Source organism: Streptomyces sp. GESEQ-35 (assembly GCF_017948485.1).
Lineage (GTDB): Bacteria > Actinomycetota > Actinomycetes > Streptomycetales > Streptomycetaceae > Streptomyces.
Genome location: NZ_JAFFSX010000002.1, coordinates 12,787 through 31,819, shown reverse-complemented (window position 1 = coordinate 31,819; position 19,033 = coordinate 12,787). Strand labels below are relative to the sequence as shown.

Annotated in this window: 17 protein-coding genes, 1 pseudogene and 1 riboswitch; of the genes and pseudogenes, 8 read left to right on the top strand and 10 right to left on the bottom strand. The window is 72.8% G+C overall.

Annotated elements, in window-relative coordinates:
* Positions 1 to 4 precede the first annotated feature (4 nt).
* On the top strand, positions 5 to 859 hold the full coding sequence (locus tag KCH87_RS03705) for a GAF and ANTAR domain-containing protein (protein ID WP_210584085.1): 855 nt from the start codon (positions 5 to 7) through the stop codon (positions 857 to 859).
* Between the two features lie 12 nt (positions 860 to 871).
* On the top strand, positions 872 to 1,606 hold the full coding sequence (locus KCH87_RS03700) for an ANTAR domain-containing response regulator (RefSeq protein WP_210584083.1): 735 nt from the start codon (positions 872 to 874) through the stop codon (positions 1,604 to 1,606).
* Positions 1,607 to 1,687: 81 nt separating this feature from the next.
* Here the strand turns inward: KCH87_RS03700 and KCH87_RS03695 are convergent, their stop codons facing one another.
* Positions 1,688 to 2,452, bottom strand: coding sequence for a cobalt-precorrin-6A reductase (locus KCH87_RS03695; protein WP_210584081.1), 765 nt, complete (start codon positions 2,450 to 2,452; stop codon positions 1,688 to 1,690).
* Positions 2,453 to 2,481: 29 nt separating this feature from the next.
* Here KCH87_RS03695 and KCH87_RS48800 point away from each other — a divergent pair.
* Both KCH87_RS48800 and metE read left to right on the top strand, forming a co-directional pair.
* Positions 2,482 to 2,730: pseudogene (locus tag KCH87_RS48800) on the top strand (cobalt-precorrin-5B (C(1))-methyltransferase); the annotation flags it as partial.
* 181 nt (positions 2,731 to 2,911) lie between these two features.
* Positions 2,912 to 3,136, top strand: a riboswitch (cobalamin riboswitch).
* Positions 3,137 to 3,302: 166 nt separating this feature from the next.
* The gene (metE, locus tag KCH87_RS03690; RefSeq protein ID WP_210584079.1) at positions 3,303 to 5,621 is read left to right on the top strand and encodes a 5-methyltetrahydropteroyltriglutamate--homocysteine S-methyltransferase; all 2,319 of its coding nucleotides are present in this window, start codon (positions 3,303 to 3,305) and stop codon (positions 5,619 to 5,621) included.
* Between the two features lie 221 nt (positions 5,622 to 5,842).
* Here the strand turns inward: metE and KCH87_RS03685 are convergent, their stop codons facing one another.
* The 5 genes from KCH87_RS03685 to KCH87_RS03665 form a co-directional block, all read right to left on the bottom strand.
* A complete protein-coding gene (locus KCH87_RS03685) occupies positions 5,843 to 6,574 on the bottom strand; it encodes a (2Fe-2S)-binding protein (protein WP_210584077.1) in 732 nt (243 codons plus the stop codon).
* Entirely contained in the window at positions 6,571 to 6,801 is a 231-nt protein-coding gene (locus tag KCH87_RS03680) for a hypothetical protein (protein WP_247195691.1), read from the bottom strand. The genes KCH87_RS03685 and KCH87_RS03680 overlap by 4 nt, the downstream gene beginning before the upstream one ends.
* Before the next feature lie 121 nt (positions 6,802 to 6,922).
* On the bottom strand, positions 6,923 to 7,672 hold the full coding sequence (locus KCH87_RS03675; protein ID WP_210584075.1) for a DUF1775 domain-containing protein: 750 nt from the start codon (positions 7,670 to 7,672) through the stop codon (positions 6,923 to 6,925).
* Between the two features lie 79 nt (positions 7,673 to 7,751).
* Positions 7,752 to 8,459: a sigma-70 family RNA polymerase sigma factor gene (locus tag KCH87_RS03670; RefSeq protein WP_210584072.1), complete on the bottom strand. Its 708-nt coding sequence runs from the start codon at positions 8,457 to 8,459 to the stop codon at positions 7,752 to 7,754.
* A gap of 125 nt (positions 8,460 to 8,584) precedes the next feature.
* On the bottom strand, positions 8,585 to 9,325 hold the full coding sequence (locus KCH87_RS03665) for a hypothetical protein (RefSeq protein WP_210584071.1): 741 nt from the start codon (positions 9,323 to 9,325) through the stop codon (positions 8,585 to 8,587).
* A gap of 183 nt (positions 9,326 to 9,508) precedes the next feature.
* Between KCH87_RS03665 and KCH87_RS03660 the strand changes: the two genes are divergently transcribed.
* Together KCH87_RS03660 and KCH87_RS03655 are read left to right on the top strand one after the other, a co-directional pair.
* Positions 9,509 to 10,717 (top strand): MFS transporter, encoded by a 1,209-nt coding sequence (locus tag KCH87_RS03660; RefSeq protein ID WP_374198949.1) that lies wholly within the window; start codon positions 9,509 to 9,511, stop codon positions 10,715 to 10,717.
* Positions 10,714 to 11,871, top strand: a complete 1,158-nt coding sequence (locus tag KCH87_RS03655) for a sugar ABC transporter permease (protein ID WP_247195690.1) — start codon at positions 10,714 to 10,716, stop codon at positions 11,869 to 11,871. Before KCH87_RS03660 ends, KCH87_RS03655 begins: the two co-directional genes overlap by 4 nt.
* 82 nt (positions 11,872 to 11,953) lie before the next feature.
* On the opposite strand, the gene KCH87_RS03650 is transcribed toward KCH87_RS03655, so the two are convergent.
* Positions 11,954 to 13,126 carry an acyl-CoA dehydrogenase family protein gene (locus KCH87_RS03650; protein ID WP_247195689.1) on the bottom strand — a complete coding sequence of 391 codons (1,173 nt, stop codon included), beginning with the start codon at positions 13,124 to 13,126 and terminating at the stop codon, positions 11,954 to 11,956.
* Between the two features lie 126 nt (positions 13,127 to 13,252).
* Here KCH87_RS03650 and KCH87_RS03645 point away from each other — a divergent pair, with 126 nt between their 5' ends.
* On the top strand, positions 13,253 to 14,992 hold the full coding sequence (locus KCH87_RS03645; protein ID WP_210584067.1) for a CoA transferase: 1,740 nt from the start codon (positions 13,253 to 13,255) through the stop codon (positions 14,990 to 14,992).
* On the top strand, positions 14,989 to 16,662 hold the full coding sequence (locus KCH87_RS03640) for a class I adenylate-forming enzyme family protein (protein WP_210584066.1): 1,674 nt from the start codon (positions 14,989 to 14,991) through the stop codon (positions 16,660 to 16,662). Before KCH87_RS03645 ends, KCH87_RS03640 begins: the two co-directional genes overlap by 4 nt.
* A gap of 77 nt (positions 16,663 to 16,739) precedes the next feature.
* On the opposite strand, the gene KCH87_RS03635 is transcribed toward KCH87_RS03640, so the two are convergent.
* From KCH87_RS03635 to KCH87_RS03625, 3 genes are read right to left on the bottom strand one after another with little or no spacing between them, the layout of a single operon-like run.
* Entirely contained in the window at positions 16,740 to 17,558 is an 819-nt protein-coding gene (locus tag KCH87_RS03635; protein WP_210584064.1) for a metal ABC transporter solute-binding protein, Zn/Mn family, read from the bottom strand.
* Complete coding sequence (locus KCH87_RS03630) at positions 17,507 to 18,385, bottom strand: metal ABC transporter permease (protein ID WP_210584062.1); 879 nt, start codon at positions 18,383 to 18,385, stop codon at positions 17,507 to 17,509. Before KCH87_RS03630 ends, KCH87_RS03635 begins: the two co-directional genes overlap by 52 nt.
* Positions 18,382 to 19,017, bottom strand: a complete 636-nt coding sequence (locus tag KCH87_RS03625) for an ATP-binding cassette domain-containing protein (RefSeq protein ID WP_210584060.1) — start codon at positions 19,015 to 19,017, stop codon at positions 18,382 to 18,384. Before KCH87_RS03625 ends, KCH87_RS03630 begins: the two co-directional genes overlap by 4 nt.
* Positions 19,018 to 19,033 lie beyond the last annotated feature (16 nt).

Sequence of the window (19,033 nt, the reverse complement as noted above, 5' to 3'; positions counted from 1 at the left end):
CCTCATGGACCCGCAGGGGCGCGAGGACGGTCTCGGCCTGGCAGCAGTGGCACGGAATCGTGCCGCGCTGGCCCGCGAGCGTGCGGACCGGGCGGAGGCGGCCGCCGAGCGGCACGAGCTCCTGGCCGCCAAACCCGGGCACGAGTTCCATGCCCATATCGCTCGGACGCACCGCAGAACGGCCGCGTGCCAACGCGCCTCCGCCCGCCTCCAGGAGAGCTTCGCCCTTCGCGCGACGGCCTGGGACAGCGGACACGGCACCCGGCCGCAGTTCATGGCCGTGGTCGCCGAGATGTGCGGTACCCGCAGCGCGGCGATCACCCTTCTCGACTCCGGGCGGAACCAGCTCGCCGTCGCCGTGTCCGACGAGCGCTCCCGCGCCGCGCAGGATCTCGAGTACGTGCTCGGCGAGGGTCCCGGTCAGGACGCGGCGGCAGGACGCCGGCCGGTCCAGGTGGCGGGGCGGGAGATCGAGGACCGCTGGCCGGGGTACGGGCCGTCCCTCGCCCCTCTGGGCATCGCCTCGGTGGCAGCCCTACCGCTCCAGACCCAGGACCACTGCATCGGGGCACTGACCGTCTTCGATCCGCCGCCCTCCGCCGCCAGACCGGCCCACCTTGCCGAGGTCGCCGAGGCCCTCACCCGCATCGTGCTCCTCGGCCCCGACGCCGACCCGGAGCTCTATGGCGGGACCGACCACCGAGACGCCGTTCACCAGGCAGCCGGGATGGTTTCCGGACGGATCGGCTGTTCCGTCACCGACGCGCTGGCGCTGATCAAGGCACGGGCATTCACCGAGGGCGTGTCCCTCGACACGGTCGCCCGGCAGATCGTGCACGGGGACCTGAAGCTCACCTGAGAAAGAGGTGCCATGACGCCCGAACAACGGCTGGCCGACGCGTTCGTCGCCCTGGCCGGCAGCACGACGGACGGTCCGTTGGACGTACCCGGAACCCTGACCGTGCTGGCGAAGCGTGCCCCGTCCCTGCTCGGCGCCGGCGCCGCGGCCGTGGTGTTCGCCCCCGACGGCTACGAAGCGGCACACGTGGCGGGCTCCGACTCCGATGTGTCCCGCCTGGAAAACGCAGCGGTCGGGTGGCGGGAGGGGCCCGGCCACGACTGCCACCAGGCCAACAGGCCCCCGCCCCAGACGACCCTCGACAGCCTTCCCACCAGGCAGCGGTGGCCGCACTACACCCCATGGGCCCTGCGACTGGGCTACACCCGCGTGGCGGCACTCCCCCTGCGTGAGCCCACCGGAACGAGCGGTGCGCTCGTCCTGCTGTCCGGCGAACGGCAGGTCCTCGCCCCGGACGCACTCGCCCTCGGCCAGTCCATGGCGGACTTCACCGCCGTCATCCTGGAACGCGCCCGCGAGGCCGCCCGCAGCCGGACCCTCACCGAACAACTGGAACTGGCCCTGACCGGCCGCGTGGTCATAGAACAGGCCAAGGGCGTCCTCGCGGCCCGCTGGTCGGTGACACCGGCCGAAGCCTTCGACCTCCTGCGCAAGCACGCCCGCGCACGCCAGCGGTCCGTGCGGGACGTGGCCCGAGAGGTGGTCGAAGGCCACGGGGATCCCGATCTGGCCGGTCCCGCGCAGTGACACCCCGTCAGAACGAGCGTCGAGATGTGTCAGGACAGTGCACAGGCTCGCAGAGGCGTGAGCGTGTGCTGCGGTCAGACTTCAGCCGGCGTGGGGAAAAGGTGGCAGGTCGAGGCACTCCCTGATCCAACGGACCGCCTGCTCCGGGTCGGCCACGACCGGGACCCCTTCGGGCACCGGCGGCCGTCGGACCACGACCACCGGCACTCCCGCCTCGCGGGCGGCCGTCAGCTTGGGCGCGGTGGCCGCTCCCCCGCTGTCCTTGGTCACGACGACGTCGACGCGGTGGCGGCGCAGCAGTTCCCGCTCCCCGGCAAGGGTGAAGGGGCCGCGGTCGAGCAGCACCTCCATGCGCGCCGGGTACGGGGCCTCGGGCGCGTCGACGGACCGTACGAGGAACCACAACTCGTCCAGGGACGCGAACGCGGCCAGGCCCACGCGCCCGGTGGTGAGGAACACTCGTCGGCCGAGCCCCGGCAGCAGCCGCGCGGCCTCCTCCAGCGAGCCGGCCTCGTGCCAGACATCCCCTTCCACCGGCACCCAGCCGGGACGCCGCAGAGCGAGCAGGGGAACACGGGCGCCGGCGGCGGCCCATGCCGCGTTGAAACTGATCGTCCCGGCGAAAGGATGCGTGGCGTCGACGAGCACGCTCACCTCGTGCTCACGCAGCCACCCCGCCAACCCCTCTGCACCGCCGAAGCCGCCGACGCGGACCTCTCCCGGGGGCAGCCGAGGGCCGGCGACGCGGCCGGCGAGGGAGCTGGTCAGCTTCAGGCCGGGTGTGCCGTGGAGCAGTTCGGCCAGGCGGCGGGCCTCCGTCGTCCCGCCCAGGATCAGCACGTGCACGAAGTCCGCTTCCTTCCGGCGTGTGAGGCATGAACAGCGAGGCCAAGGGCGGTCGCAGCGCCCAACTCAAGCACACCGGCCTGCGCCCCGGCTGAACCACCGGGGAGGAGCTGACCGACGGGCGTGCGATGGCCGGCGTGGTGACGGCCGCGGGCGACGACCCGCACGTCACGCATGGGGCGCTGATCCGGGCGACCGTGCAGCGGCTGCCCGCCGGGGGCGGCGAACGCCTCGCCCGACCTACAGGAGCGGGAGTTCGCCGCCCAGGAGCACGGCTTCACCGCCGTCAAGCACCAACGTGAGGTCGGCACCGGCTACTTCGACGATGGTCACCTCCGCCGTCCGCGCCGATCCGACCTGACGCGTGGCACCCCCGCCCCCGGACTGACCGACCGCCGCGTGTCCCACCTCACCATCCGAATGCCGGACGCGATCCACCGCACCGGAGGAACGTTCCGTAGGCTGGCCTGTGCAGCTGGTTCGCCCCGTCCGCCAGGCGGGATGCGTCGCAAGAGGGAACCCGGTGGGAATCCGGGACTGCCCCGCAGCGGTGAGCGGGAACGACCGCCGTCATACGCACTGGGTCCGGAGTGCCGGACCCGGGAAGCGACGGCCAGTAGGTGTCCTCCGGTCAGGAGGGCGTGCCCGCGAGTCCGAAGACCTGCCAACTGCCCGCGTGCGAACCACTCGTGCGCGGACATCCCGGTGACCTCGTGGGCGGGTCGGCGTACCTATCAGGCGGATGACCGCGCCTTGCCGCGCGGGGTCGGGTCCGCCCGGTTCCGTCACCCCTTCGCGTCCTCGTCCCGTCGCCGGGATCTCAGGGATTCATCTCGCGAAGGAGATCTCCGTGACCAGCAAGACCGCAGCCGCGGCAGCACGGGCAACCGTGTACGGCTACCCCCGCCAGGGCCCGGACCGGGAACTGAAGAAGGCCATCGAGGGGTACTGGAAGGGCCGCGTCACCGCCGACGCCCTCCGCACCACGGCCGCCGAACTGCGCCGTACGAACTGGCAGCAGCTCGCCGAGGCCGGCATCGACGAGGTCCCGACCGGTGACTTCTCGTACTACGACCATGTCCTCGACACCACCGTCATGGTCGGCGCCATCCCCGCCCGCCACCGCGCCGCCGTCGACGCGGACGCCCTGGACGGCTACTTCGCCATGGCGCGCGGCACCCAGGACGTGGCGCCGCTGGAGATGACCAAGTGGTTCGACACCAACTACCACTACCTGGTCCCTGAGCTGGGCCCGGACACGGTGTTCACGGCCGACTCGACCAAGCAGGTCACGGAGGTGAAGGAAGCCCTCGCCCTGGGCCTGACCGTCCGCCCCGTCCTGGTCGGCCCGGTCACCTACCTGCTGCTCGCCAAGCCCGCCCCGGGCGTACCGGCGGACTTCGACCCGCTCGTCCTTCTCGACCGCCTCCTGCCCGTGTACGCCGAGGTACTCGCGGACCTGCGCGCCGCGGGCGCGGAGTGGATCCAGCTGGACGAGCCCGCCCTGACCCAGGACCGCACCCCGGCAGAGCTGAACGCCGCCGCCCGCGCCTACCGCGACCTCGGCTCCCTCACCGACCGGCCCAAGCTGCTGGTCGCCTCCTACTTCGACCGGCTCGGCGACGCCCTGCCGGTGCTGGCCAAGGCTCCGGTCGACGGCCTCGCCCTGGACTTCACCGAGGCGGCCGCCGCCAACCTGGACGCCCTCGCCGCCGCCGGTGGACTGCCCGGCAAGCGCCTGGTCGCCGGTGTCGTCAACGGCCGGAACATCTGGGTCAACGACCTGTCGGCCTCACTCACCACCCTCGGCACCCTGCTCGGGCTGGCCGACCGGGTCGATGTGTCGGCCTCCTGCTCCCTGCTCCACGTGCCCCTCGACTCCGCCCGGGAGCGGGACATCGAGCCGCAGATCCTGCGCTGGCTCGCCTTCGCGCGCCAGAAGACCGCCGAGATCGTCACCCTCGCGAAGGGCCTCGCACAGGGCACCGACGCCATCCTCGGTGAACTCGCCGCCAACCGCGCCGACCTGGCGTCCCGGGCCGGCTCGCCCATCACCCACGACGAGGCCGTCCGGGCCCGCGCCGCCGCCGTCACGGAGGCCGACGCCCGCCGCTCGGCGCCGTACGACGAGCGGACCACCGCCCAGCGGGCCCACCTCGGCCTGCCGCTCCTGCCGACCACCACCATCGGCTCCTTCCCGCAGACCACCGAACTGCGCACGGCACGCGCCGACCTGCGCGCCGGGCGTATCGACGAGGCGGGCTACGAGGAGCGCATCAGGACCGAGATCCAGGAGGTCATCTCCTTCCAGGAGAAGACCGGCATCGACGTCCTCGTGCACGGCGAGCCCGAGCGCAACGACATGGTCCAGTACTTCGCCGAACAGCTCACCGGCTACCTCGCCACGCAACACGGCTGGGTCCAGTCGTACGGCACCCGTTACGTCCGCCCGCCGATCCTGGCCGGCGACATCTCCCGGCCCGAGCCGATGACGGTGCGCTGGACGTCGTACGCCCAGTCCCTGACGGCCAAGCCGGTCAAGGGCATGCTGACCGGGCCGGTCACCATGCTCGCCTGGTCGTTCGTCCGCGACGACCAGCCCCTCGGCGACACCGCCCGCCAGGTCGCCCTCGCCCTGCGCGACGAGGTGAACGACCTGGAGGCGGCCGGGACTTCGGTGATCCAGGTGGACGAGCCCGCGCTGCGCGAGACCCTGCCGCTGCGCGCCGCCGACCACCCGGCCTACCTCGCCTGGGCCACCGAAGCCTTCCGGCTCAGCACGAGCGGAGTGCGGCCGGACACCCAGATCCACACCCACATGTGCTACGCCGAGTTCGGCGACATCGTCCAGGCCATCGACGACCTCGACGCGGACGTCATCAGCCTGGAGGCGGCCCGCTCGCACATGCAGGTCGCCCGGGAACTGGCCGCGCACGGCTACCCGCGCGAGGCCGGACCCGGCGTGTACGACATCCACTCCCCGCGCGTTCCGAGCATCGAGGAGGCCGCCGAACTCCTGCGTACCGGCCTGAAGGCGATCCCCGCCGAGCGGCTGTGGGTCAACCCGGACTGCGGCCTGAAGACCCGCGGCTGGCCCGAGACCCGCGCCTCCCTGGAGAACCTGGTCACCGCGGCCCGCACGGTCCGCACGGAGCTGCCCGCGTCCTGACGCGCACGGGTCGTCGGGGCCGAGGCGCATACGGCGCCTCGGCCCCGACGATCGGCACAGCCCTGCGCCAGACAGGGACCGCTCAAGGCGTGTCTCCCGTCACCAACGTCCCCGGACAGCACACCTAGGGCCTGCGGCTCGTTTCCGCAGGCGGCGCCGGTCGGGCGGGCGCACCGGGTGATCGGCTTCGACTCCGCTCACGGTGATGATTCCTCTTGAGGTCAGCGGGACAGCACGCAGTCACCGCACAGGGGCCCCTTGCCATCCGGCGCGGCGCGGTAGATCAGGCAGCAACTGCGGCGTCGGAACGCTCCGTCGGACGTCGTGGTACTGGCGTCGCGCAGTGGGGGCCGGTCCAGGAGGAGCGAGGTGAGGGTGCGGGTCCGTGCGGTGAGATCCGGGCGGGCCGCCATGATCATGGTTGCCGCTCCGTTGACGGCCGAGGCGGTATTGCCCCGCAGGATGTGCGGGGAGACCGAGAACTCCGCCATGGTGTCGGCGAGTTCGCGCAGCGGGCCGTCCAGCAGGCGGCTGCTCAGTTCGTCGGCGAGCCGGGCCGGTGTGTCTGCGGGTCCGCCGGTGAAGGTGTCGTCGGGCAGCGACAGGGGAATCGGGCCGCCGATCACGGGCTGCCAGCGCAGATCCGCGAGGCCGGGAGCGAGGACCAGGCCGTGCAGTACGGCGGCGGCCAGGGCGGGAGAGACCAGCCGGGCGGCCAGTCCCAGGTGGGCGACGGAGGCCGCCACCCGCGTCTCGACCGCGCCGGGCGGCTGCCCGCCGGCCGCGGCCAGCCAGTCCCCCACACCCGTCACACGGGCTGCGAGCAGCGGACGGGACATCGGCTGCCAGGGCTCGGGCGGCTCCGTGCCGGGCGGGTGGGCCTGTACGGCGAAGAACGGACCGAGCGCTGCGATCTCCTCGATCACCGCGCTCGCCGTTGGGGGACCTGTCATGCCGGGAGGGGGTCCAGCTTCTGCGAGGGTACGGCGGCGTCCGGACGCCTGGGCTTCAGCAGGCGCTCTGCCAGCGGGCCCATGGCCATACCGAAGAACACGATGCCGAAGCCGATGCCGACATTGGCCTGGGTCGTCCGGCTGAACAGTTCGGGGCCTGCGGCCTCCACGGGCAGGCCGGCCGCCGCGCCGGCGAACACGCCGCGCAGGATGAGCTTCTTTTCCATGTCGAGTTGTCCGTACGGAGACCGGCAGGACGACCGGCGTGGGCGCCGGACGGGGCGTGGAACACGGGGAACGTACGGCCCGTCTCTCCGGCCGGTCAATCAAGCCCGCCCCAAAACCGGTTCAGGACATCGCCGCGCCACCTCGGCGGCTCCTGAACCACCATGCGCCGCCGCCGAGCAGGAGGACAGCTGCCCCGATGCCGATGGGTACGGCGACGGGCAGGCCGTCGTCCCCGTCCGTGCTGTCCGCCACGGGCTCCGCCGATGTCGACGTACCGGTCGTCGGCTCACCGGAGGTGCTGTCGGACGAAGGTGCGGCCTTCGTGGGCTCCTCCGTGGGGGTGGGACTGACGAGTTCGGCGCCGGGTGCGGCCGGTTTCAGGTCCAGGCGCGGTGCGGGGTGGCCATGGCCGTGGTCGTCCCCACCGGTGTCGTCCAGTTCGATCCAGCGGTCGACCTGGCCGTCGCTGTAGCTCTGGAGGGTCTTGAAGACCAGCGACTTGGCGTCGGGCAACTGCCGTACGGTGACGACGTATTCGGCGTCCTCCCCTACGGCGAGCTTCGGTCCGGACACGGTGTAGCCCCGGCCGCTGGGGGCGAGCTTCCAGCCATCCGGGCCTTCCTTGTAGGTGACGTCGCCCGGCGTGATGCCCTTGGGCAGGATCACCTCCAGTCCGGTGATGCCGGCGGACGCCGACTCCGACTCCGCGGTGAAGGTCAGCGCGACGTTCTGGCCGAGGGCCTGGGCGCCCTCCGCCTCGACCTCCGTGTGGGCGGCGGCCGGGCCCGCGGTGGCGACAGCGGCCGCGAACGCGACTGCGGTGAGGGCACCAAGACGATGCAGGTTGCGTACCAGGGTGAGGCGATGCACTGGGAACTCCCTCGTTCCGTAGGTGTTTGGTGTGGGTGCTGCATTCAACGCCGGGCACGTCTTGCGCCGGGCGTTCGACTCAGGCCGCGGCGCAGTGGCAGCGGCTCATGCCGGACACGGTGTAGGTCTTCTCAGCCATGGCGGGTGCTCCTGTCTCGCGGTTTTCCGGTTCTCTGTTTGCGTCCACCCGCGCGCAGCGCTCGGCGTCGTCCAGCCACTCGATCAGCGAGGTGCGGGCCCGGGCGACCCGTGAACGCACCGTGCCCACCGGGCAGTCACTCACGCCGGCCGCCAGCGCGTAGGGAAGTCCCACCAGCTGGGTGAGGACGAATGCCTCACGCCGATCGTCCGGAAGCGTGTCCAGCAGCTCGGCGAGGGCGATGCCGTCGTCGAAGCCGGGCAGATCACGCGGCTGGGTGCGCTCGACGGCCGACTGCCAGTCGTCGGTGTCCGACAGGCGGGGACGGGAGGCGCTGTGGCGGATGTTGTCGATCACCGCGCGGCGGGCGATGGACAGCAGCCAGGTCCGGGCCGAGGAACGTCCCTCGAACCGGTGCAGGCTGCCCAGGGCCCGCAGGAACGTGTCCTGGGTCAGGTCGTCGGCGCTCTGGGGATCGGCGCCCAGGAACGTGACGTAGCGGCGGACGTCTCGGTGGAGGGCGTGGACGAAGCGCTCGACGGCGTCGGGGTCGCCACCGCGGGCGGCGAGTGCCCAGGCGGTGATCGACTCCTCTCTCGACGTCTGTTTCGTTTCTTCGCGCTCTGAAGACAGGGCAGGCGTGATCACCTGGCGCCTCTCCTTCTCGGGGATCCGGGGAACCGGTTTCCGGGCGGCCGGGCACGGGAGTGCGCGGCCGATGCCCGAGGCGGGAGCCGACAGCTCCGTGGACGGCCTCGGGGAACCGACTGTCGTCAGGCGACAGCGGTCCCGGCGGGCGGTCCTCGAGAGGTGATCGTCTGTGTGAGAAGGAGCTGCCGCAGCACACGCCCCGAGCAGCCCCGGCGGGCGCGGACGCGTGGACGGTGCGGCGGCACAGGAAGCCGGAGGATCAGGCGCAGCGGGGCGAAGAGCCGGCCCGCGAACGCCCGCAGAACACGGAAGGCGGCGCGTTCGCCGTGCGCGAGCCACAGGCCGCACAGCAGCGCGGCCAACAGGTGGGCGGCAAGCATGCCGGTCGAGGACATGCCGCCCATGTCACGGTCCAGGGAGTGCGCGGCCCCCATGTGGTCCATCGACCCCGTGGAGTGCATGGCACCCTTCCCGTGGCCCATGGAGCCCATGGACGCCTGCACGGCGTCATGCTCCGCCCCAGCGCCCGGACCCGAGGGCGAACCGCACAGCAAGTAGCCCAGCCACTGCCGGCCGAGCGACGTGCCACCGGACGGCTGCGGGTGTACGACCGCCTGGGCGAGCGAGAACGACGCGTGAAGGACGACCTGGGCAGCGACCACGACGGAGCCGACCAGGACCGGCCCGCGCTCCCGTCCGGCCAGCCGCCAGGCAGTACCGCCGGTCACCGCCGCCCCCGCGGACATGGCCCACCAGGGCACCGAGGTCCCCGACATCATGACGTGCCCCAGGGAGGCGAGCAGCACACAGACGGCCGCGAACACAGCGGCCCTGAATGTGCGAGAACACCACCCAACAGTCATGGCGGCCTCATCCTCGCAGTCCGGGTCTCACACGTCACGAGGGGGTACGGACGTGCCCCTGGTGTCCGACTCAATGCAGCCGTTGTGATCCACGCCACAGCAACTGGCGGGAACTAGCAGGTCGTTCCTGCCGACTACTGCCAAGGACCCGGGAAGGTCTCCAGGGGTTGAGGAGGGGCGCCGGTGGCGGCGGAGCAGAGTGGGATCCGGACAGCGGCCGAGGGACACCCGGCGCGGGCGACCACGGCCATGACCGCGCTGCTGACATGCGCCATGGCTTTCTCGATGATGCAGCTGTTCCTGCTCGGCGCTCTCGGACCGCGGCTGGTGGACGACCTGGATGTGTCGCCGACGGTGCTGGGCCTGACCACGACCGTCGGCTTCGGGACGGCAGCCTTGCTCTCGCCGGTCGGTGGGCGCGTGGTGGACCGCATCGGTCCGCGCCGCTGCCTGGTCGCGCTGCTGCTGGTGTCGGCGGTGGCTCTGGCATTGATCGGGTCGGCGCCGGGGGCGGGGTTCCTGCTGGCGGCGGTCGCGCTGGGCGGACTGCCGCAGGCGCTGGCCAACCCGGCCACGAACAAGACGATCCTGGCGGCCGTTCCCGTCGAGCACCGTGGCCCGGTGACCGGGATGAAGCAGTCGGGCGTCCAGCTGGGCGCGTTCGCTGCCGGACTGCCGCTGGCCGCGCTGGCCGGGGTCGTCGGCTGGCGTGGCGCGGTGTGGACGGCAGCCGCGACGGCCGTGCTGGCCGCGGTCTGGGCGGCACGCACGCTGCCCGCCGATCCGCCCCCGAAGTACGCGCCCGCCTCATGGATCCCCCGGGGCACGATCGCCTGGCTGGCCGTCTTCTCACTGCTGCTGGGCTGCGGCATCGCCTCCGTGAACACCTACCTCGCCCTGTACGGCGTGCGCCGGCTCGACCTCGGCCCGACAGCGGCCGGCGCCCTGGTGGCGGTGCTCGGCATCGCGGGGATCGCGGGACGGGTGGGCTGGTCCAAGGTCGCGGGGCGGCCGGCGCGTGCGGTGTGGCTGCCGGGCGGACTGGCGGCCGGAGCGGTGGGGGCGGCGCTGCTGCTCGCGGCCTCGGCCTACGCACATCCACTGGCGTGGATCGCGGCGGTGGCCGTGGGTGTCTTCGCGGTCTCCGCGAACGCGGTCTCGATGGTGCTCGTCATGCAGCGTGCGGCGCCCGGCCGGGCCGGACAGGACTCGGCGCTGGTCTCGGCCGGCTTCTTCGCCGGATTCGCGTTCGGCCCGCCGCTGTTCGGTCTGCTGGCCGCCGCCGGCCACTACGGGCAGGGGTGGCTGCTGGTCGCGGGTGAGTTCGTGGGCGCGGGTGCGGTGGCGCTGGCCTGGGCGGTCCGGGAGCGGCGTTCGGCCGTGGCGCCATGAGTCCGGCGCGCACGGCCGAGGACGGCATCGATACGTTCCCGGACGTCCCTCACTGGGCCGGCCCCGTACTCGATTCCGTCCTGGACCGGGTGGCCGTCACCCGGGCCGAAGTCGGCGACCGCTTCCCGCTGTTCGCGGACCCCGCCGGCGGCCGGTGGACGACGAGCGGGCGGGGTTCGTGGACCGGCGGCTTCTGGGCGGGACTGCTGTGGCTGCGCGCCCGGCACACGGGCAGGGCGACCGATCGTGAGGCCGCGGCGCGGTGCACGAGTCGGCTCGCGCACTGGGTGGACGCCGACACCGCCACCCGTGGACTGATCTTCTGGTACGGCACCGCACTCGCCGACACCCCCGAGTCCGCCGCCCTCCGCGCGCGGGCGGCCCACGCCTGCCGGGACGCGTACGACGCCGAGCTCGGCCTGCTTCCCTGGGGCTCGGCGTTCGGCGGGCCCCGTCTCCTGGCCCGCGTGGACGGCGTACCCGGCACGGTCCCCTTGCTTGCCTCGGTGGACCCTCAGACCGCCGCATCACACCTACGCCGCCACCTCGAACTCTGCCTCGGCGCAGGCACGTTGCCCGCTCGGGGCGCCGCGCCCGGCCAGGACCCCGCGCCCGCTCGGGACCCCGCGCCCGGCCAGCACCCCACCCCCGCTCGAGACCCCCTGCCCGGTCAGGACCCCGCGCCCCGCCAGAGCAGCTCCCTGTGCTGGTCCTGGTGGTACGAACGTCCGGGACGCTGGATTCCCTGCGACGACCCGCCGTCCGGCTGGAGCCGTGGCCGGCCCTGGCTGTTGCTGGCGGTGGCCGATGCCGCCCATCGTCTCGGCCATGACGACCTCGCCGACCACGTACGCCAGTTGTCCCCCGCATGCGTGGTTCCGGCGGCTGACGACGGGCGTCCGGAATGCCCGCTCGACACCTCCGCCGCCGCCATCAACGCGGTGGCCCTGCTCAAGCTCGGCCACCGCGACCAGGCCGTCGCCCTCCTCTACCAACTGGTCCGCACCCATGTCACGGACGACGGCCGTCTCCTGAACGGCTGCTACGACCTGGCCTCCGGGACGGCCACCCGGCACGAGCTGGTCTGGGGCGACTTCTTCCTCGCCTACGCGCTCGCCGCGCTCACCGGCCTCGTCGACGTCCACGAAGCCTGAGCGCTCCCGCTGGAAGCGCGCCGGCGCCGACTGGTCGCTCCCGAGCGGCGGAGCCGCAGACAGAGGACCTCCCCAGGGCCGCTCAGGTGGTGCGCAGGACCCGGCGCGCGACCGATGTGATGTGCAGTTCGTCCGGGCCGTCGAGGATCCGGGCCGCCCGGCCGGTGCGCAACAGCGCGGGCAGCGCGGTGTCCGGGCCGAGCCCGGCCGCGCCGTGCACCTGGATCGCCGCGTCGGTCACCTGCTGAAGGGTGCGGGCCGCGGCCACCTTGGCCAGGCCCACTTCCACATGTGCGTCGAGCCCGGCGTCCAGGCGGGCCACGGCCTCGTACACGAGCGGACGGGTCGTGCGCAGGGCGAGCAGCGACTCGAAGACGTGGCGCTGGACGAGCTGGAGGTCGCCGAGCGGGCCTCGGGAGCGGGTCCGGGTCACCGCGCGCTCGCGCATGAGGTCGAAGGCCCGTGCGGCCTGCCCCAGCCAGCGCAGGCAGCGCAGGGTGCGGCCGAGTTGGAGCCGTTCGCCCGCGACGGTGAGGGCCTTGCCGCGCTCGCCGACGAGGTGGTCCTGGTCCACGGTGACGCCGTCCAGTTCGATCTCGTACTGTCCGCCCGCGCCGAGGACGGGCAGTTCCCGGATCACCCGGAAGCCGGGCGAGCGGGTCGGCACCAGAAGCAGCGACAGCCCTTCACGGTCCGCCGGTTCGCCGTCCGTGCGGGCGAGGACGGTGACGAGGTCGGCGTCGGCCGCCCCGCTGGTGAACCACTTCCGCCCGCTCACCCGCCAGCTTCCGTTCTCCCCCGGCACGGCGCGGGTGGCGGTGAGGAAGGGGTCGGTGCCCGGCGTCTCGGGCTCGGTCATCGCGTAGCAGGCCCGTATCTCCCCGGCGACCAGCCGCTCGGCGTACCGGTCGCGGACGCCGGGGCTGCCGTGCCGCCACAGCATCAACGCGTCGAGCAGGGGTGCCGAGCCGAGGGCGGCCGGTCCGTGGTCACTGGCTCCCTCGGCCTCGGCGACATGGGCGTACGAGCGCAACGGCAGCCCCTGGCCGCCGAGTTCGGCGGGCAGCGGCAGCGCCCACAGCCCCTGTGCCTTTGCCTCCTGCCGCAGTCCGCGCAACAGGGCGGCGGCCTCCGGTCCGCCGGCGTCCAGCAACGGCTCGCAGGGCACCACCCGGTCCCCTACGAACGCTGCGACGCGCTCTCTCAACTCGGCCACGTCCGAAGGACACTGGGGCGCCCCGGTGATCTCGCTCATGTGACTTTCCCTCATTTTCCTCAGGGGTCACGGGAACCCCGGCCGCCGACCGTCCGACCTGTCTCTTGCATGGAACAGGTCGGGGGCGAGGGCCTCCGGGTTCCCGCGCGGCAGGAAGGGAGAGGCATGGCGACTCCAGCCACACCGGCCATGGCGAGGACGGCCGGTCCGCTCGACGGGCTTCGCTTCGAGGGCTCTGGTCCGCCGGGCGCGGCGGACGCACTGGTCGCGGAGCATCTGCGGCTGCTCGGCGCCCGGCCCGACGGCGGCTCCGGGAGCCGGTTCACCGTGACCGGGCGGGATGTCGGCGCGGTCTCCGCCCGCACCGTCTGGGGCGAGGCCGCGACCGACGAGGCCACCGTCCAGGCGGTCACCGGCATCATGGCTGTGCACGGCCGACGTGACGGCGCCCCGCGCGGCCTCGCCGTGGACTACGCCGCGACCGCCACCGGCATCCTCGCCGTGCAGGGCCTGCTGGCAGCGCTGCTGGCGCGGGCGCGCGGAGAGGGGCACATCTCGGACGTCGAGGTGAGCGCCGAACGGGCCGGTCTGCTCGCCGTCTCCCAGTATCTCGCCGCGGCGGGGGCCGAGGAGGACGAGGCCGCCGAACTCGCGCCGGGCGGGCCACCGTTCGCGTCGGCCGATGGCACCGTCTTCGAGCTGGAGACGCTCGACCCAGGGGTGTGGGCGTCGTTCTGGCGCACGCTCGGCGCCCCCGATGAGGCGATACGACAGGGGTGGCGCCCCTTCCAGTTCCGCTACGCCACCGCCTGCGCGCCTTTCCCGCAGACACTGCACGACGCGGTGCGGGCGAACACCTGGCAGCAGATCCGGCAAGCTGCGGAGGCTTCCGGCGCTGATACCTGTCCGCTGGGGTCCATCGCCGAGCGAGCAGCCGAGTACGACGGGGCAGCGCCCTGGGAGCTGACCCCGCACCACGCGACGTACACCTCACGGGGAACCACCGAAAGCCTGCCCCTCGCCGGATTCACCGTCCTGGAAGCCGGCCGCCGCATCCAGGCGCCTCTCGCCGCCCACCTCCTCGGCCTGCTGGGCGCCGAGGTGATCCGGATCGAGCCGCCGGGCGGCGACCCGTTGCGCGGCATGCCACCCGCCTGCTCGGGCGTTTCGGCGCGCTGGCTCGCGCTGAACCGGGGCAAGAAGGCCGTCGAGGTGGACATCAAGTCCGCTGCCGACAGGGAACGGTTGCGCGAGATGGCCGCCGACGCCGATGTGTTCCTGCACAACTGGGCGCCGGGCAAGGCCGCACAGCTCGGCCTCGACCACGAGGACCTGGCCGCGGCCAACCCCGCGCTCGTCTACGCGTACACCAGCGGCTGGGCCGACCGGCTGCCCGGCGCCCCGATGGGCACCGACTTCATGGTGCAGGCACGTACGGGCGTGGGCGAGGCCGTCCGGCCCGCCGACGAACCGCCCGCCCCGTCCCTGATGACTCTGCTCGACGTCCTCGGCGGCCTGCTGGGAGCCGAGGCGATCACCGCGGGGCTGCTGCTGCGCGAGCGCACCGGGCACGGGGTACGCGTCGACTCGTCGCTGCTCGGCGCCGCCGATGTGCTCACCTCGCCCGCCCGGGCCCGCGCCGCGCAGGGACTCGACCCACGCGGCCCGGCCGGATTCCGCCGTCCGCCGCGCACCACGGACGGCTGGATCGCCCTCGCGGACCACGCCGCGATCCCGTACGACGTGAGCGAACTGTCCACCGGACAGGTGCTGGAGCGGCTGCACGGCCGTGGTCTGGCCGCCGTGCCGGTCGTCACCGACCTCGCCGATCTCCTCTCCTCCGGCCCGATCAAGCGCGACGCACACGGCGCCCCCGCCGTCCCGACCCCCTGGAGCTTCGCATGACCGTGGATCTGCACGACCTGCTGCCCGCCGAGTTGCGCCGCGGCTGGGCGGTCGACGGCACGTGCCCCGACCTCGACCTCTACAGCCTCTACCGCGCCCGCCAGGTCGCCGACCTGCACCGCACCGCGGTTCTCGACGCCAAGGGAAAGCTCTGTTACACCGCACTGGACCGCAAGGTGCGATGTCTGGCCGCCGGGCTGTCCGAGCTCGGCATCGGCGCCACAGATGTGGTCGGCATCCAACTCCCCAACGGGCGCAACGCCGTCATCGCCGATCTCGCCCTGGCCGCCCTGGGTGCCGTCGCGCTGCCCTTCCCCGTCGGCCGGGGCGAGCGCGAGGCGGCCTCGCTGCTGCGCAGAGCGGAGGCGGTCGCGGTCATCGCCGCCACCGAGCACCGCGGCAACCACCACGCCGCCGACCTGCTCCCGCTGACCCGTGAGCTGCCCGCGCTGCACACCGTGGTGGCCGCCGGACCGGGTGCGGCGCCCGAAGGCACCGTCTCCTTCTCGGCCCTGCTGCGTACCGACCCCATGTCCTTCACGGCGGCCCGCCCCGACCCCGACTCCGCCGCCCGCATCCTCGTCTCCTCCGGGTCCGAGGCCGAGCCGAAGATGGTCGCGTACTCGCACAACGCCCTGGCAGGGGGCCGTGGCAACTTCCTCGCCTCCCTCATCCCCGACGGACAGCCGCCGCGCTGCCTCTTCCTCGTGCCGCTGGCCTCCGCTTTCGGCAGCAACGGCACCGCCGTCACGCTCGCCCGCCACGGCGGAACGCTCGTCCTGCTCGACCAGTTCACGCCCGAGGCGGCCCTGGACGCGCTCGCCGCACACGAGCCCACCCACGTGCTGGGCGTGCCGACCATGATCCGGATGATGCTGGACTGGATCGCGGAGGGACCCCACCCGGCGTTCACTCCCCCGACGGCCGTCATCGTCGGCGGCTCACCGCTCGACGAGGCCACGGCCGAGGACGCCCGCCGGGTCTTCGGCTGCCCGGTCGTGAACCTCTACGGCTCGGCCGACGGCGTCAACTGCCACACGGGGCTGGGCGACGAACCCCTGCGGGGAGAAGGGCCCGGCATCCTTGCGGGCCACCCCGACCCGCGCGTCGCCGACATACGCATCGCCGTCCCCGGGACACCCGAACTGGAAGAGACTCCCCGGGGCTCCGTCGGCGAGATCGTCGCCCGCGGCCCCATGACCCCGCTGTGCTACGTCGCCGCCCCCGACCTCGACGCCCGCTACCGCACCGCCGACGGCTGGGTCCGCACCGGCGACCTCGGCCTCGTCGAGGACGACGGCAGCCTGCGCATCGTCGGCCGCCTGAAGGACGTAGTGATCCGGGGCGGAGCCAACATCAGCCCGGCCGAGGTGGAGATCGAACTCGCCACGCACCCGCTCGTACGGGACGTGGTGTGCGTCGGCGTGCCGGACTCGCTGATGGGCGAGCGGCTCGCGGCCTGCGTCGTACCGAGGGGCGAGGCGCCCACGCTGGAGGAGCTGGCCTCGCACCTGGACGCGCGCGGCCTGGAGCGGCGCAAACACCCCGAACGTCTGCTGGTCGTCTCGGAGTTGCCGCTGACCCCGGCGGGGAAGCCGGACCGGGTGCTGCTGCGGGAACGGTGTTCCAGCGAGGCGCCGGAGTCCCTGGTGCAGGCCCAGGCCGTCTGACCCGCACGAGCGCGGGGCCGCCGGAAGTCTCCCGGCGGCCCCGCGCTCGTATCAGGAAGAACCCCTTACGAGGCCGTTTACGAGGCCATGGCCTTCTCGATCGTCTCCGCCGCGTTCTTGTAGACGGCCAGCAGGTCCAGGTCCCTGCCCGGATAGTTGACGATCTCCACCTGCTCCGCCCCCGAGTCCGGCAGCACCTCGCCCGTCGTCATGTGCACGTTGTCGAAGACGTACGCGGGCTTCTTCTTCGCCAGGTCGGACAGTTGCTTGGCCGTCACGGCCTCGGGGCCGTACATGCCGGTCGTTTCCGCGCCCGTCATCTTCGCCGACCACACGGAGAAGACCTGCGCGACGACGGCCGGGGCCCTGCCGTCCGGCCACGCCTCCTTCAACTCCTTCTGTAGCGTGCCGTATTCGCTCTTGAAGGACGTGTCCCATTTCGCGGCGGCAGCCTCGGTCCCGAACAGCTTGCCCAGCCGGGTGACTTCGGCACTCGCCTTGTCGGCGTCGTTGTCGAGGCTGACCTCGACCAGTTTCGCGTCCGACCCGGCGGCTTCCTTGATCTTCTCCGCGTACGGCTCGAAGGGTGCGTAGAGCACGAAGTCGGCGCCCGCGATGGCCGTGAGGTCGGACGGCTTGGGGTCGTAGTCCGGGGCGTGCTGCGCGGACGACGGGACGATGACCTTCACGTCCTCGGCGCCGGCGGCCTCGGCGAAGGCACCCTCCCAGGTGGTGGTGGCCACGACGACGGGAGCGTCGTCGCTCTTGTCTCCCTTCGTGTCCGCGCTGTCGGCCTGGTCGGAACCACACGCCGTAGCGGTGAGCACGAAGGCCGTGGTCAGGCTCAGTGCGAGGACGGAAGGGACACGGGCGATGCGGACGCGGATGCGCGCCATGAGCTGATTCTCCGTTCGGGGACGAGATGGGCGGCCAGGACGACGACCCCGGCCGTCAGGACGAGCACGGGCCCGGGCGGCCAGTCGAGCTTCAGCGCGACGAGGAACCCGGTGAGGTTCACGACGACGCCGATGCCGACCGCCCAGGCGGTGATGGACTTCAGGGAGGTGCCCAGCCGCCGTGCGGCCAGCGCGGGCAGCAGGGTCAGCGCGTCGACGAGCAGCGCGCCGGTGAGTTTGATGGCCCCGGCCACGGACACCGCGACCAGGACGAGGAGCACCAGGGTGAGCAGGTCGACGCGTACCCCGGAGGAGAGGGCGAGTTCACGGTCGTAGAGCAGAAGGGCGAGGTCACGGCGGCGCCACCAGAACAGGGCAGGTACGACCACGGCAAGCACGCCGAGCAGCCACAGGTCGGCCGTACCCACGGACAGGATCGAGCCCCACAGCAGAGCGAACGCGCCCTGCGCGTTGACCCCGGAGACGGACAGGACCAGCAGTGCGGCGGCGATCGCCAGACTCATCAGCAGGCCCATCGCGCCTGACAGGCCGTCCGGTGTGCGCGCGAGGGGCGCGACCCCGGCCCCGGCGAGAGCGCAGGCGACCAGCGCGCACAGCATGGGGTCAAGGCCGGTCAGCAGCCCGATCGCGATGCCCAGCAGGGCGACGTGCATCATCGCGAACCGCACCGGCATGATGTCGAGCCCGACGATCACGACCCCGATCACGGGCAGGCCGATCGCGGCCAACAGCAGGGCGGCTCCGGCCCGTTGAACCGGTACGAGCTGGAGGAGCGGCCCGAGGTCGGCAGCCGCGAGGCCGTTCACCGCACCTCCCTGAGGCTGCCGGCGGCCATCTCCAGCACACGGTCGCAGCGGTCGGCCAGCGCCCGGTCGTGCGTGACGACCAAGACGGTCACCGGCAGGGACAGCAGGACGTCGGCGGCCTCCTCCTGCCCGGCGAAGTCGAGCGCGGCCGTGGGCTCGTCGGCCAGCAGCACGCCGGCTCCGGCGGCGACACAACCGACCGCACGGGCCAGGTACATGCGCTGCAACTGGCCCCCGGACAGCGTGTGCAGCGGCCGGCCGGTCAACGCCGCGACGCCCAGCTTCTCCGCCGCCTCCACGGCTTCGGCCTCGACCCCGCTGCTGGCCAGCAACTCACGTGCCAGTAGCGGGAAGCGGCCCACCGCGGGCTTCTGCGGAATCCAGGCACACGCCCTGCGCCGCCACGCCCACTCGGCGGCCGTCCCGGTGCCCCGGCCGCCGACCAGGATCTGCCCGTCGCCCTGCCGGTGCAGGCCCAGCACCGCGCGGATCAGCGTGGTCTTGCCCGAACCGTTGGTGCCGGTCAGCGCGACCCGCTCGCCCGCCCCGATGTCGAGATCCACCCCGCGCACGGCCGCCACCCGGCCGTGCCGGCAGGCGACTTCACGCATCCGCACATCCAGACCGTCCATCCCACCTCCTGCTCGT